This is a genomic window from Trujillonella humicola (assembly GCF_046233715.1).
Lineage (GTDB): Bacteria > Actinomycetota > Actinomycetes > Mycobacteriales > Geodermatophilaceae > Trujillonella > Trujillonella humicola.
In genome coordinates, this window is record NZ_JBJNRJ010000008.1 from 16648 (window position 1) to 29662 (window position 13015).

At 75.6% G+C, this 13015-nt stretch carries 11 protein-coding genes; 4 read left to right on the plus strand and 7 right to left on the minus strand.

Annotated elements, in window-relative coordinates; genetic code table 11:
* Positions 1-206 precede the first annotated feature (206 nt).
* The 3 genes from ACK586_RS06370 to ACK586_RS06380 are packed head-to-tail and all read left to right on the plus strand — an operon-like array spanning position 207 to position 4467.
* Complete coding sequence (locus ACK586_RS06370) at positions 207-833, plus strand: hypothetical protein (RefSeq protein ID WP_409329617.1); 627 nt, start codon at positions 207-209, stop codon at positions 831-833.
* Positions 833-3364, plus strand: coding sequence for a putative PEP-binding protein (locus ACK586_RS06375; protein WP_409329618.1), 2532 nt, complete (start codon positions 833-835; stop codon positions 3362-3364). The genes ACK586_RS06370 and ACK586_RS06375 overlap by 1 nt, the downstream gene beginning before the upstream one ends.
* Positions 3361-4467, plus strand: coding sequence for an acyl-CoA dehydrogenase family protein (locus ACK586_RS06380; RefSeq protein WP_409329619.1), 1107 nt, complete (start codon positions 3361-3363; stop codon positions 4465-4467). Before ACK586_RS06375 ends, ACK586_RS06380 begins: the two co-directional genes overlap by 4 nt.
* 95 nt (positions 4468-4562) lie before the next feature.
* Here the strand turns inward: ACK586_RS06380 and ACK586_RS06385 are convergent, their stop codons facing one another.
* Genes ACK586_RS06385 through ACK586_RS06410 form a run of 6 tightly spaced genes read right to left on the minus strand, consistent with a single transcriptional unit; the run spans position 4563 to position 10945 of the window.
* Positions 4563-5816 (minus strand): acyl-CoA dehydrogenase family protein, encoded by a 1254-nt coding sequence (locus ACK586_RS06385; RefSeq protein ID WP_409329620.1) that lies wholly within the window; start codon positions 5814-5816, stop codon positions 4563-4565.
* A gap of 11 nt (positions 5817-5827) precedes the next feature.
* Positions 5828-6979, minus strand: coding sequence for a thiolase family protein (locus tag ACK586_RS06390; protein ID WP_409329621.1), 1152 nt, complete (start codon positions 6977-6979; stop codon positions 5828-5830).
* Entirely contained in the window at positions 6976-7437 is a 462-nt protein-coding gene (locus ACK586_RS06395) for a Zn-ribbon domain-containing OB-fold protein (RefSeq protein ID WP_409329622.1), read from the minus strand. The genes ACK586_RS06390 and ACK586_RS06395 overlap by 4 nt, the downstream gene beginning before the upstream one ends.
* Positions 7438-7467: 30 nt before the next feature.
* Positions 7468-8907: a 2-oxo acid dehydrogenase subunit E2 gene (locus ACK586_RS06400; protein ID WP_409329623.1), complete on the minus strand. Its 1440-nt coding sequence runs from the start codon at positions 8905-8907 to the stop codon at positions 7468-7470.
* A 2-nt stretch (positions 8908-8909) separates the two neighbouring features.
* A complete protein-coding gene (locus ACK586_RS06405; RefSeq protein WP_409329624.1) occupies positions 8910-9896 on the minus strand; it encodes an alpha-ketoacid dehydrogenase subunit beta in 987 nt (328 codons plus the stop codon).
* Positions 9897-9925: 29 nt separating this feature from the next.
* Positions 9926-10945: a thiamine pyrophosphate-dependent dehydrogenase E1 component subunit alpha gene (locus tag ACK586_RS06410; protein ID WP_409329625.1), complete on the minus strand. Its 1020-nt coding sequence runs from the start codon at positions 10943-10945 to the stop codon at positions 9926-9928.
* A 151-nt stretch (positions 10946-11096) separates the two neighbouring features.
* Between ACK586_RS06410 and ACK586_RS06415 the strand changes: the two genes are divergently transcribed.
* A complete protein-coding gene (locus ACK586_RS06415) occupies positions 11097-11981 on the plus strand; it encodes a ThuA domain-containing protein (protein WP_409329626.1) in 885 nt (294 codons plus the stop codon).
* Here the strand turns inward: ACK586_RS06415 and ACK586_RS06420 are convergent.
* The gene (locus ACK586_RS06420; protein ID WP_409329627.1) at positions 11968-12936 is read right to left on the minus strand and encodes a TIGR03621 family F420-dependent LLM class oxidoreductase; all 969 of its coding nucleotides are present in this window, start codon (positions 12934-12936) and stop codon (positions 11968-11970) included. The genes ACK586_RS06415 and ACK586_RS06420 overlap by 14 nt on opposite strands.
* Positions 12937-13015 lie beyond the last annotated feature (79 nt).

The window sequence follows — 13015 nt, forward strand, 5'->3', positions numbered from 1 at the left end:
TCCTTACTTGATTGCGGCACCATAAAGTGTGACGTGCGACTCGGGCAAGCGGCTCGATCGCACGGCGCCGGAGAACCCCCTCCCGGCGACCTGGCTTTCTTGACGTGGTCTCCTATAAGTGTGACTATGCGCTGAGTCACACGTGCTCGCCGGTGGGACCATCCGCACCCGCCGGCCACCCGTCCAGAACCCCAGGAGTCCCCGGCATGAGCGACGCCGCTGCCCCCCAGTCCCTCGACGAGCCCACGCGTGAGGCGCTCGTCCACCTGGTCGTCCAGGGGATGCACCGCGGCGCTGCCTCCCCCGAGCAGCAGGCGCTGGTCGACGGCGGGCTGGCGATGGCCAAGGGCCCCCTGCTGATGCCCACCCCCGCGGGCACCGCCGCGGTCCAGGGGATGCTGCGGCTCCCCGAGGGCGGCGACGAGGAGAAGGCGCTGCGGCCGCTGTTCGAGAAGTTCCTGCCGGTCAACCACGAGCTGCGGGAGATCTGCTCGGCGTGGCAGCTGCGCCCCGACGGCTCGTCCAACGACCACTCCGACGCCGCCTACGACGCGAGCGTCCGGGACCGGCTGGACGACGTCGACGACGCCATCGGCCGCATCCTGCGGCGCATGTCCGACGCCCAGCCGCGGCTGGGCCACTACCGCGCCGACCTGACCGCCGCGCTGGAGCGGTTCGACGACGGCGACCAGTCCGCGCTGACCTCGCCGCTGCCGCACTCCTACCACTCCGTGTGGATGCACCTGCACCAGGAGCTGCTCCTGCTGCTCGGGATCAGCCGCGCGGAGGACGAGCGGCTGGAGGCGGAGCTCGTCCGCGGCCAGAAGGTCTGATGCCCGCGCCGTCCGGGCCACCGGCCCACATCGCACGGATCGTCCCCTTCGGCCAGGGCCGGGTGCGCGGGCTCGGCCCCGAGGAGCTCGGCGTCCACGGCGACCAGATGGACCGGCTGGTCGCCCTCGGCCTGCCGACGGTGCGGGGCCTCACCGCCCCGGTCAGCCGCGCCCGCGAGCTCACCGACGTCGCCGCCGCCCGCGAGGCCGTCGACCTGGTCGAGGAGCTCGCCGGCCGCGAGGTGGGCTCGCTGGACCGCCCGATGCTGCTGCGGCTGGTCCCCAGCGCGGCGGTGCCCGCAGCGGGGCTCCCGCCGGATCTGCCGGCCCTGGGCGTCACCCGGGCGAACGCCGCCGGGCTCGCCGCGCTCATCGGCCGCGACAGCCGGCTGCACGAGGTGTGGACGACGGTGCTGCGCTCGATCGCGGTCGACGCGCTCGACGTCGACCCCGACGACATCGACGACGCCCTGGCCGACGTCACGGGGCAGGCGCAGGTGACCGCCCTGCTCGACGTGATCGACCGGACCGGCACCGCCCCGTTCCCCGACGACCCCGCCGAGCAGCTGGCCCTGGCCGCGCGTGCGCTGCTGGGCCGCTGGGACTCCCCCCGGGGCCGGCGTGCCCGCCGCGCGCAGGGCCTGCCCGACGACCTCGGCCTGGCGCTGCACGTGCAGGCGCTGCACATCGGCCCCTGGGAGCGCTCCGGCCACGGCACGGCGAGCAGCCGCAACCCCGACACGGGGGCCCTGGAGCCGCACGGCACCTTCCACCGCGGGGTCCGCCGCAGCGCGCCCACCCTCCCCGGCGACGGCGAGCCCCTGTCGGCCCTGCCGGAGGGCACCGACCTCCTGCGGCACACGCTGGCCACCCTGGAGCACCACCTGCGCGCCGTCGCCCAGGTCACCTTCGAGCTGCGCGACGGCAAGCTGGCCCTGCTGAGCGCGGTCCCGGTGGACCACCCTTCTCCGCGGGCGGGCCTGCGCCTCGCGGTCGACCTCGCCAACGCCGGGACGATCGAGCGGTCGGCGGCCGTGCGGTCGGTGCGCCCCGCGGTCGTCTCCGAGCTCCTGCACCCGCAGCTGCGGCTCACCGGGGGCGAGGTGGAGCTCACCCAGGGGCTGGCCGCCTCCCCGGGCGCGGCCTCGGGGCTGCTGGCGCTGACCGCCCAGCGGGCGCTCGAGCTGGCCGCCGGCGGGGTGCCGGTCGTGCTCGCCTCCACCGAGACCACCCCGGGCGACGTCCCGGCGCTCGTGGCCTCCCAGGCGGTGGTGACGACCGCCGGCGGGCTCGCCTCGCACGCCGCCGTCGTGGCCCGCGGCGCCGGGAAGCCGGCCGTGTGCGGCGCGACCGGGCTGACCATCGACCGCGCCCGCGGCACGGTCAGCGCCAACGGGCACACCCTCCACGAGGGCGACGAGGTGACCGTGGACGGCCGCAGCGGTCGGGTGTACCTCGGCCGGATCGACGTCCGGCCGGCCGAGCCCTCGGCCGAGCTGGACTGCCTGCTCACCTGGGCCGACGGCGAGCGCCAGCTGGGCGTCCGCACCAACGCCGACACCGCCCGCGAGACCGAGGTCGCCATGCGGCTGGGCGCCGAGGGCATCGGCCTGTGCCGCACCGAGCACCAGTTCCTCGGCGACCGGCTGCCCGTCGTCCGCAGCTTCCTGCTCGCGTCCGACGACCGGGCGCACCGGGAGGCGCTGCAGGCGCTGACCGACGCCCAGCGCGAGGACTTCGAGGCGCTGCTGCGCGCCGTCGGCGACCGGCCGGTGACCGTGCGCCTGCTCGACGCGCCGCTGCACGAGTTCCTGCCGCACGACGAGGTGTACGAGGACGAGGAGCACGCCCGGCGCGCGGTGGAGCTGCGCGAGGTCAACCCGATGCTGGGCCTGCGCGGGGTGCGCCTGGCGCTGCTCAACGACGAGCTGTACACCGCGCAGGCCGAGGCGCTGTTCTCCGCCTGGGTCACCGTCACCCGCGAGGGGATCACCCCCGGCCTGGAGGTGATGATCCCGCTGGTGTCGATCCCGCAGGAGCTGGTGCTCGCCATCGGGCAGGTGCACCGGGCGGCCGACCGGGTGGAGCGGCTGACCGGCGTCCGCGTCCCGTACCTGGTGGGCAGCATGGTCGAGACGCCGCGGGCGGCGCTGATGGCCGACCGGCTGGCCGAGCACGCCGACTTCCTCTCCTTCGGCACCAACGACCTGACCCAGATGACCTTCGGCTTCTCCCGCGACGACGTGGAGAGCCGGCTGCTCACCCACTACATCGGCGAGGGGCTGCTCACCGCCAGCCCGTTCGCCGAGTTCGACCCCGACGGCGTGGGCGCCCTGGTCGCACTCGCGATCGAGCGGGCCCGGTCGGTCAAGCCGGGCATCAAGCTCGGCATCTGCGGGGAGCACGGGGGCGACGCCCCGTCGATCCTGCGCCTGGCACCGCTGGGCCTGGACTACGTCTCCTGCTCGCCGCAGCGGGTCCCGATCGCCCGGCTGGCGGCGGCGCAGGCCGCCGGCAAGGAGGACGCATGAGCTCACCGGTCCTGGACGCCGGGCGCGCCGCCGAGCTGGCCGACCTGCGGGCCACCGTCCGCGAGGTCTGCACCGACGCCGGCGGCCCGGAGGCCGTGCGCCGGCTGGCCCCCGACGGGCCCCGCGTGGACCTGGCGCTGTGGGACGTGCTCGCGACGCAGATCGGCCTGGCCGGCATCGGCCTGCCCGAGGACGCCGGCGGCATCGGCGGGCTGGCCGAGACGGCGGCGATCTGCGAGGAGCTCGGCCGGGCGCTGCTGCCGGTGCCCTTCTGGACCTCCACCGTGCTGGCCGGCCAGCTCCTCGCGGCCGCCGGGCCGGCCGGGCGCGAGGCGCTGGAGCGGACGGCCGCCGGGGAGATCGCCGCGGCGGCCGTCACCGGCCCGGCGGGGACCTGGGACGAGGGCGCCGTGCGGCTGCGCGCCGACGCGGAGGGCCGGGTGTCCGGCGTCGCGTCCGCGGTGCCCGACGGCGCGGCCGCGGCCCGGTTCGTCGTCGCCGCGACGACCGCCGAGGGCGTCGACCTCTTCCTCGTCGAGGCCGGCGGGCCGGGGGTGGGCGTGCGGTCGCTGGAGACCCTGGACCTGGCCCGCGGTGCGGCCGAGGTGGTGTTCACCGACGCGGCGGCCACCCGGCTGACCACCGGCGGGGCGGCCGCGGTGGTGGTGCCCGGGGCGCTCGACGTCGCCGCGGTGGCGCTGGCCGCCGAGCAGCTCGGCGGGGCCGAGGCCTGCCTGGAGCGGACCGTCGCCTACGTCAAGGACCGGTGGCAGTTCGGCCGCCCGATCGGCAGCTTCCAGGCCGTCAAGCACACCTGCGCGGACCTGCTGGTGCTCGTGGAGACCTGCCGCTCCGCCGTCGTCCGGGCGGTCGAGGCCGAGGGCTCACCCGACGCGCTGGCCGAGGCCGCCTCGGTGGCGCAGGCCTGGTGCTCGGAGGCCTACCGGACGGTGACCGCCGAGACCGTGCAGCTGCACGGCGGGATCGGCTTCACCTGGGAGCACGACGCGCACCTGTACTTCCGCCGGGCCCGCGCCGACGCGGTGCTGCTCGGCGGGTCCGCCCACCACCGCGAGCGACTGGCCCGCCTGCTCGGCTGGTAGCCGCCCCCACCGTTGATCATCGTCATCTGGCGGCTCGACACGCCGGCGCGACCCACCACATGACGATGATCAACGGCAGGGGTGGCGCCGGGACGTCAGCGGCGGGCCCGCTGGGACCAGGGCTGGTCCTTGTCCACCCGCGGCTCGGCCGGCAGCCCCAGCACCCGCTCGGCGATGATGTTCCGCTGGATCTGGTCGGTCCCACCGGCGAGCCGGTAGCCGGGTGCGCCGAGCAGGTGCTCGGTCCAGGCGAAGGTGCCCGGCTCCCCGGTGTCGGCGGTGCCGGCCGTGCCGAGCAGGTCGGCGGCCACCTCACCGGTGCGCACCAGCAGGTCGGAGGCCAGGAGCTTGCCGATCGAGGCCCCCGGCCCGGGGCTGACCCCCGCCGCCGCCGCGCGGGCCACCCGCTCGGCGGTGGCGGCGCGCAGCACGCTGCGCACGTACAGGTCGGCGACGGACTGCCGGACCACCGGGTCGCCGGTCGCGCCGCGCGACCGGGCCAGCGCCAGCACGTCGGCGAACGTCCCACCCTTGCGGCGCGTGCCCGAACCGGACGCGGTGCGCTCGAACGACAGCGTGGCGGTCGCGACCGACCAGCCCTGGCCGACCTCGCCGATGCGCAGGTCGTCGGGGACGCGGGCGCCGGAGAGGAAGACCTCGTTGAACGAGGCGCCGCCGCTCATCTGCCGGATCGGGCGGATCTCCAGGCCAGGGGTGCCCATCGGCACGAGGAAGGCGGTGATGCCGCGGTGCTTGGGCACGTCCGGGTCGGTACGGGCCAGCAGGAGACCGTAGTCGGCGTGCCGGGCACCCGACGTCCACACCTTCTGCCCGTCCAGCACCCACGAGTCGCCGTCGCGCACCGCGCGGCAGCCCAGGGCGGCGAGGTCCGAACCGGCCCCCGGCTCGCTGAACAGCTGGCAGGCCAGCAGGTCGGTGCGCAGGAAGCTCCGGGCGTACCGCTCGCGCTGCTCGGGCGTGCCGAACATCGCGACCGCCGGACCGACGAGCCCGGTGGTCACGCTGATGAGCTCCGAGGACGGCGGCGTGGCGAACGCCGCCTCCTCCTGGGCCATGACCATGGCGAAGGAGGCGGGCAGGCCGGCACCGCCCTGCTCGGCCGGGAGCGTGAGGGCCCCGTAGCCGGCGTCGTACCGGGCCCGGCGGTACTCCCGGACCGCGTCGAGCAGCCGCCGCTCCTCCTCGTCGGGGACGTTGCGGAAGACCGCGAAGTCCGCCGCCGGCTCCTCGGTGCCACCGGCGGAGGCCGGCGGCAGGGTGGCGGCCAGCCAGGCGCGCACCTCCAGCCGCCAGGTCCCGAGGTCGGGGACGGTTCCGGATCCGCTCATGCGCAGCCGCCTTAGGGAACGGTGAGGACGGCGCAGGCCGACAGGCCCGGCGCGCCGTAGACGTGGGTGAAGCCGACCCGGGGTCCACCGGGCACCTGGGCGCCGGGGGCGCGGCCCTGCAACTGCCGCACCACCTCGTGCACCTGGCGCAGCCCGGACGCGCCCACGGGCTCGCCGTTGGCCAGGCAGCCGCCGTCGGTGTTGACCGGCAGCCGACCCTCGACGTCGGTCGTGCCGTCGGCGAGGAGCTGCTCCTGCTCCCCGTGCGCGCACAACCCGGTCTCGGCCAGGTGGATCATCTCCGAGCCGCTGTCGGTGTCCTGCAGCTGGGCGACCTGGACGTCGGCCGGGCCGATCCCCGCCTCGGCGAAGGCGGCGGCCGCCGCGTCGATGCTCGGGCTGTTCCACGGCTCGGGCGACAGCCAGGGCGAGAACACCTCGAACGACCCGAACCGGCGGGTCCGCTGGGTCACCGCGGCCAGCCGGACCGGCCGGTCGCACAGGTCGCCCGCCCGGTCGCCACGGGTCAGCACCAGCGCGACCGCGCCCTGGCTGGGCTGGCAGAACATGTACTGGGTGAGCGGCTCGTTGACCGGGGCCGAGGCGAGCACCTCCTCCTCGGTCAGCGGCTTGCGCCGCCAGGCCAGCGGGTGCTCGGCGCCGTTGCGGAAGGCGCGGGCGGAGATCCGGGCCAGGGTGCGGCAGGAGACGCCGTGCTCGTGCTGGTAGCGACGGGTCTTCATCGCGAAGTACTGGGTGGTGACCATCATCCCGGTCCGGGCGTACCACTCCCCCAACCCGTAGGCGGCCGGGTCGGCGCCGAACGCGCCGCGCTCGTGCTTGTCGAAGCCGACGACGGCGACCACGTCGGCGCGCCGGGCCCGCAGCGCGCTCACCGCGGTGGCGAGGGCGACCCCGCCGGTGGCGCAGCCGTTCTTGACGGTCGTGAAGGGCACCCCGGTCAGCCCGAGCCGGGAGACCAGGGAGTCCGGCTTGCCGGACACGTTGCTGCCGCCGACGGCGAAGTCGACGTCGTCCCAGCCCACCCCGGCGTCGGCGAGCGCCTCCCGCAGCGCGACCTCGGCCATGTCCAGCCCGCTGGCGTCGTGCCGGCCGAAGGGGTGCATGCCCCCGCCGACCACGAAGACGTCGTCGGCCCTCACGCCCCTGCCTCCTCGGTGCCCGTGCCGGGGGTGTCGGCGGCGAAGGCGTAGGTGACCACGGGGCCGTCCGGGCCCTCACCGACCTGCTCGAGCACCAGGTGCACCGGGAGCCCGATCTCCAGCCCGGCCGGGTCGGCGACCAGCCGCCCCTCCACCAGGACCCCACCCAGGTCGACGTAGCCGACCGGGAAGGGCACGAACCCGCCGGGCGGCGGCACGTAGGGCGGCTTGGGCGGGAAGCCCTGCACCGTCCACGTCCACACCGTGCCGCGGTCGGGCAGCTCCACCGGCTCGACGGAGCTGCGCATGCAGCGCGGGCACGACCGCGCCGCCGGGAAGCTCAGCGTGCCGCAGTCCGGGCACCGGCTGCCGGCCAGCAGCGGCGGGTCGAGCGAGGCGAAGACGGTCGGGTCGACCGGCGTGACGCCGGGGACGGTGAGCGGTGCGTCGGTGGGCAACGGGACCTCCTGGGGAGCCGCGGTCGGCGGTCAGCCGGCGAGCAGCAGGTGCGGACGGGCGAGCAGCCCGCTCACGGTCTGCAGGAACTCCGCGGCCGGGGCGCCGTCCACCGCCCGGTGGTCGAAGGAGAGGCTGAGCGTCAGCACCGACGTCCGGTGCGGCACCTCCCCCTCCCACCGCACGCCGTCGCGGACCCGCCCCACCCCGAGGATCCCGGTGTTGCCGGGGTTCACCACGGGCGTGAAGAAGTCCACGCCGTAGGAGCCCAGCGAGGTCACCACGAACGTGGCGCCCTCGAGCTGCGCGAGCTGGAGCCGGCCCTCGCGGGCGGCGGCGGCCAGCTCCCGGGTCTGCTCGGCGATGTCGACCAGGCCCCGCCGGTCGGCGTCCCGGACGACGGGGACCAGCAGACCGTCGGGGACGGCCACGGCCACCCCGACGTGCACCTGCTCGTGCAGGTGGATGCCGCCGTCCCGGACGGTCGCGTTCAGGACCGGGTGCTCCAGCAGCGCGTGCGCGGCGGCGCGGACGACGAAGTCGTTGATCGTCGGCACCCGCAGGCCGGTGCCGGCCCACTCCCGCTTGAGGTGCTCGCGCAACGTGAGCAGTGCGCCCACCTCGGCCTCGTAGCCGTGGGTCAGCTGCGCCATCTCCTGCAGGCTGGCGTGCATGTTGCGGGCGATCGCCCCGCGCATGCCGGTGAGCGGGATGACGGTGCCCGGCTGCGGTCCGACCCGTTCGGTCGCCTGCGCCGGCTCGGGGGCCCTGCCCGCGGCCGCCGCGGCGGCGACGTCGGCGCGGCGGATCCGCCCGCCGAGGCCCGAGCCCCGCACCTGGCCGAGGTCGACGCCGAGCGCGGTGGCGTGCCGGCGCACCAGCGGGGAGACCGGCGGGCGCGCTCCCTCGCCGGCCGGCTGCGCCGCCGGTGCCGGCGCGGTTCCGGCGGGGGGCGCGGGAGCGGCGGCCGCGGGGGCGGTCGCCGCGGCGGCGACCGCCTCCTCGACGTCCTCGGAGACGATCCGGCCGCCGGGCCCCGTGCCGCGCAGCGCCCGCAGGTCCACCCCGTGCTCGCGGGCGACCCGCCGGGCGTTCGGCGAGACGGCCAGACGGCCGGCGGCCGGCTCGTCGAGCGGCGTCGCCGGGCCGGTCAGCTGGAGCTCCCCGACGTCCCCGGCGGCGGGCGCGGCCTGCTCGGCCACGGCCGCCTCGGACGCGCGGGCGGGCGGCTGCTCGTCGCCGTCGAGCAGCCAGGCGATGAGCGCGCCGGGCGGCAGGGTCATCCCCGCGTCGACGACCGGCTCGAAGCGCCCTGTGCCCTCGGCCTCGACCTCGGCGTCGACCTTGTCGGTGCCCAGCACCAGCAGCACGTCGCCGGGGTTGACCACGTCGCCGGGCTTGGCGACCCACTCGACGATGGTGCCTTCCTCCATCGTCAGCCCGAGCTTGGGCAGCAGGACCTCCTGTGCCACGGTCAGCTCCGGGCCAGGATGCGCCGGCAGGCGTCGGCGATGCTGCCGCGGTCGGGCACGTACACGTTCTCCAGCACCGGGCTGAAGGGGACCGGCGCGAACGGGGCGCCGACCCGCATGACCGGTGCGTCCAGGTGGTCGAAGGCGACGTCCTGGATCTGGGCGGCGATCTCGGCGCCGAGACCGCCGAAGGTGACCGCCTCGTGCACCACGACCACCCGGTTGGTGCGCCGCACCGACGCCACGATGGTGTCGGTGTCCAGCGGCTGGACCGTGCGCGGGTCGATGACCTCGGCGGAGATCCCCTCCGCGCGCAGCTGGTCGGCGGCGGCCGCGGCCTCCACGGCCATCCGGCCCAGCGCCACGACGGTCACGTCGTCGCCCTCGCGGAGGGTGGCGGCCTGGCCGAAGGGCACCGCGTAGATGTCCTCGGGCACCTCGCCCTTGGCCCCGAGCAGCTTCTTGTTGAGCATCATGATCACCGGGTTGTCGTCCCGGACCGCGGTGACCATGAGCCCCTTGGCGTCGTGGGCCGACGACGGCATCGCGACCTTGAGCCCGGGGGTGTGCGCCAGCCAGGCCTCGAGGCTCTGGCTGTGCTGGGCGCCGGCGGACAGGCCGGCCCCGGCGGCGACGGTGAGCACCATCGGGACGCGGACCTCGCCGCCGAACATGAACTTCATCTTCGCGGCCTGGTTGACCACCTGGTCCAGGCAGACCGCGAGGAAGTCCATGAACATGATGTCGACGACCGGCCGCAGGCCACGGGACGCCGCGCCCACGCCGAGCCCGACGATGGCCATCTCCGAGATCGGGGTGTCGACCATGCGCCGCTCGCCGAACTCGGCGAGCAGGCCGTCGTACATGTGGAAGACGCCGCCGTAGCCGGCCACGTCCTCGCCCACGACGAAGACGTCGTCGTCCTCGCGCATGACCTGGTGCAGGGCCTCGTTGTAGGCCTTGACGTAGGTCAGCTCGCGCACAGCCATGCGGGAGTCCTCTCGGATCAGCTCGGGGATCAGACGGTGTAGACGTTCTTGGTGAGCGTCGCGGGGTCGGGCTCGGGACTGGCCTGGGCGAAGGCGATCGCGTCGGCGGCGTCGGCCCGCGTCTCCTCCCACACCCGGGCGAACGCCGCCGCGTCGACCACGCCGTCGGCGGCGGCGCGGGCCTCGAGCAGCTCGATGGCGTCGCGCTTCTTCCAGGCGTCGATCTCCTCCTGGGTGCGGTAGGGCTTGCGCAGGCCCTTGACGCCCTGGTGGTCGTAGTACCGGTAGGTCTTGGCCTCCACCATCGACGGCCCCTCGCCCGCGCGGGCCCGGTCGACCGCCCGCTGGCAGGCCTGCCGGACGGCCACGGCGTCCATGCCGTCGCAGACCTCGGCGGGCATGCCGTAGGCCGCAGCCCGGTCGGCGACGTCGGTGAGCCGCATGTGCCGGGCCTGGGAGGTGAACTCGGCGTAGCCGTTGTTCTCGCAGACGAAGACGACCGGCAGCTCCAGGACGGCGGCCATGTTCGCCGCCTCGTGGAACGCCCCGATGTTGCTGGCGCCGTCCCCGAAGAAGGTCATCGCGACGGTGCCGTCCTCGCGGTACTTCCCGGCGAAGGCCGCGCCGACGGCGATCGGCAGGCCGGCGCCGACGATGCCGTTGGCGCCCAGCATCCCGATGGACAGGTCGTTGATGTGCATGCTGCCGCCGCGGCCGTGGCAGTAGCCGTCGACCCGGCCGAACAGCTCGGCGAACATCGGCCGGAACTGCGCGCCCTTGGCCACCGCGTGCCCGTGGCCCCGGTGGGTCGAGGTGATCTGGTCGGCGTCGGTCAGCGTCGCCATCGCGCCGGCGGCCACGGCCTCCTGGCCCACGTACAGGTGCAGGAACCCGGGCAGCAGGCCGTTCTCCATCAGCCGGCCGGCCTCGGTCTCGAAGACGCGGATCCGCACCATGCGCCGGTGCAGGTCCAGGACGTCCTCGGCGGTGAGGCCCTCGACGGTCGGAGTGCCGCCGGACAGGGTCGCCGTTCCCCCGGCCTTCGCCATGTGGTCGTCCGTTCTGCCGGTCCGGCGCGCCGCGCTCGGAGGTGGTGGGGACGCCGCGGCTCCTGTGAACCAGGTCACCGGGCTTTGTGGTCAGAGACTACAGTAACCCCGGGCGGCGGAACACCCCTGCCACCGGATGCCGAGGAGCGCGATGAGCGGGTCGACGACGGACGCGCCGCTGCGGGTGCTGGCGGTCACCGGGGGGCACCGGGTCGACCTGGACGCCTTCCTGGGCATGGTCGCGGCGCTGGCCGCCGAGCGCGGCTGGGTCTGGGCGCACGCCGTCCAGCCGACCGCGCAGGACTGGCTGCACCCCCGCCACGCCGACGCCTGGGACGCCCTGCTCCTGCACGACCTGCCCGGCCTGCACCTGCGCCGCGGCGAGCCACCCGCCCCGCGCGGCCCCGCGCCGGAGGTGGTCCGGGGAGTCGCCGGGCTGCTCGAGCGCGGGACGGGCGTGGTGGCGGTCCACCACGCCCTGGCCGGGTGGCCGGCCTGGGACGGGTGGGCCGACAGCCTCGGCGGCCGCTTCTCCTACGCCCCCGGCCCCCTGCACGGGGAGCCCTGGCCCTCGTCGGGCACGCGGATCACCGGGTACACCGCGCACGTCGTCGCGCCCGAGCACCCGGTCTGCGCCGGCCTGGCCGACCTCGCGCTGACCGACGAGCTCTACTGCTGCCCGGTGTTCGAGGACCGGGTCGTGCCGCTGCTGCGGCACGACGCCGGGGTCGACCCGGCGCTCTTCGTCCGCACCTACGAGCACGTGCTGCACGGGGAGGACGCCGCCCCCGACTGCACCGGGCACCCGCCGGCCAGCGACCTCGTGGCCTGGGCGACCAGCGCGGGGGCCAGCCCGGTGGTCTACGTCCAGCCCGGCGACAGCGGCGCCACGTTCGGCCTGCCCGGGTACCGGCAGCTGATCGGCAACGCGCTGGACTGGGTCGCCTCCGGGGACGCCCGCGCCTGGGCGCAGGAGCGCGCCGGGGCGCACCCGGCGCCGCACCCCGGGGAACCGGCGCCGGTCAGCGGCCGGTGAGCCGCTCGACGACCGGGGCGAAGGCGTCGATCGACCGGTCGCCCACGGTCACGTAGGAGAAGCCGTAGACCTCCCGGCGGCGCTCGAGCTCCTCGCAGATGGCGTCGACCGAGCCGACCAGGGCGTGCGGGAAGGTCCGCAGCTCCTCCCCCGCCAGGCCGGTCTGCGCGCTCAGCTGCTCCTCGGTGGTGGCGCCGCCCTCGACGCCGAGGAAGTAGGCGCCGATCTCCAGCTCCAGCTCGCCGTACCGCTCTCCCGCACCCTCGCGCACCCACCCGAGCTTGCGCACCGTCTCGTCGTGGCCGGAACTGGCGACGCTGTCGGCGCCGATGACACCCGAGCGGTTGTTGAAGTTGATGCTCACCACGTCGGCCTCCGCGCCGGCCAGCCGCAGGACCCGGGGCGCCCCGCCGCCGATCGTGATCGGCGGCGGGCTCTCCAGCAGCGGCAGCGGCGACATGTCGCGCACCCGCACGTGCTCGCCGCGGGTGTCGGCCGGCCGGCCGGCGAGGAAGTCCTTGAGCAGGCCGACGAACTCGGTCAGGTGCCCGATCCGCTGCCCGGCGGGCGGGAAGGGGATGCCCATCGCGTCGTACTCGGCCTCCAGCCAGCCCGCGCCCAGGCCGACCTCGGTGCGGCCGCCGGACAGCTCGGCCAGGGTGGCGATCTCCTTGGCGAGCACGTACGGCTGGTGGTAGCCGACGCAGAACATCCGGCAGCCGATCCGCAGGGTGGTGGTGGCCTCGGCGGCGACCGCCATCGCCGGGACCGGCGCCAGGGTGACCGGGCGGTGACCGGTGGCGTCGGAGACCGGGCCGGGTCCCAGGTAGTGGTCGGAGGTGTGCAGCGCCGAGTACCCCAGCGTCTCGACCCGGCGGGCCAGCTCCCGCCAGGCCCGTCCGGACTCCGGCCGGTAGGCCTGGACGGCGAACCGGAAGGGGCGCGTCGTGGTCATGGCGGCGGCTCCGCTCACCGGCGCCGGGGCACCGGGTTTCTTGACGTTGACTACAGTTGCCGGGACCATAACGCACCGG

Bases quoted from the DNA above. Each gene is read 5' to 3' on its own strand.
- ACK586_RS06415 (WP_409329626.1), top strand. From the start codon at position 11,097: ATGAGCGGGTCGACGACGGACGCGCCGCTGCGGGTGCTGGCGGTCACC.
- ACK586_RS06370 (WP_409329617.1), top strand. From the start codon at position 207: ATGAGCGACGCCGCTGCCCCCCAGTCCCTCGACGAGCCCACGCGTGAG.
- ACK586_RS06385 (WP_409329620.1), bottom strand. From the start codon at position 5,816: ATGAGCGGATCCGGAACCGTCCCCGACCTCGGGACCTGGCGGCTGGAG.
- ACK586_RS06380 (WP_409329619.1), top strand. From the start codon at position 3,361: ATGAGCTCACCGGTCCTGGACGCCGGGCGCGCCGCCGAGCTGGCCGAC.
- ACK586_RS06405 (WP_409329624.1), bottom strand. From the start codon at position 9,896: ATGGCTGTGCGCGAGCTGACCTACGTCAAGGCCTACAACGAGGCCCTG.
- ACK586_RS06420 (WP_409329627.1), bottom strand. From the start codon at position 12,936: ATGACCACGACGCGCCCCTTCCGGTTCGCCGTCCAGGCCTACCGGCCG.
- ACK586_RS06375 (WP_409329618.1), top strand. From the start codon at position 833: ATGCCCGCGCCGTCCGGGCCACCGGCCCACATCGCACGGATCGTCCCC.
- ACK586_RS06410 (WP_409329625.1), bottom strand. From the start codon at position 10,945: ATGGCGAAGGCCGGGGGAACGGCGACCCTGTCCGGCGGCACTCCGACC.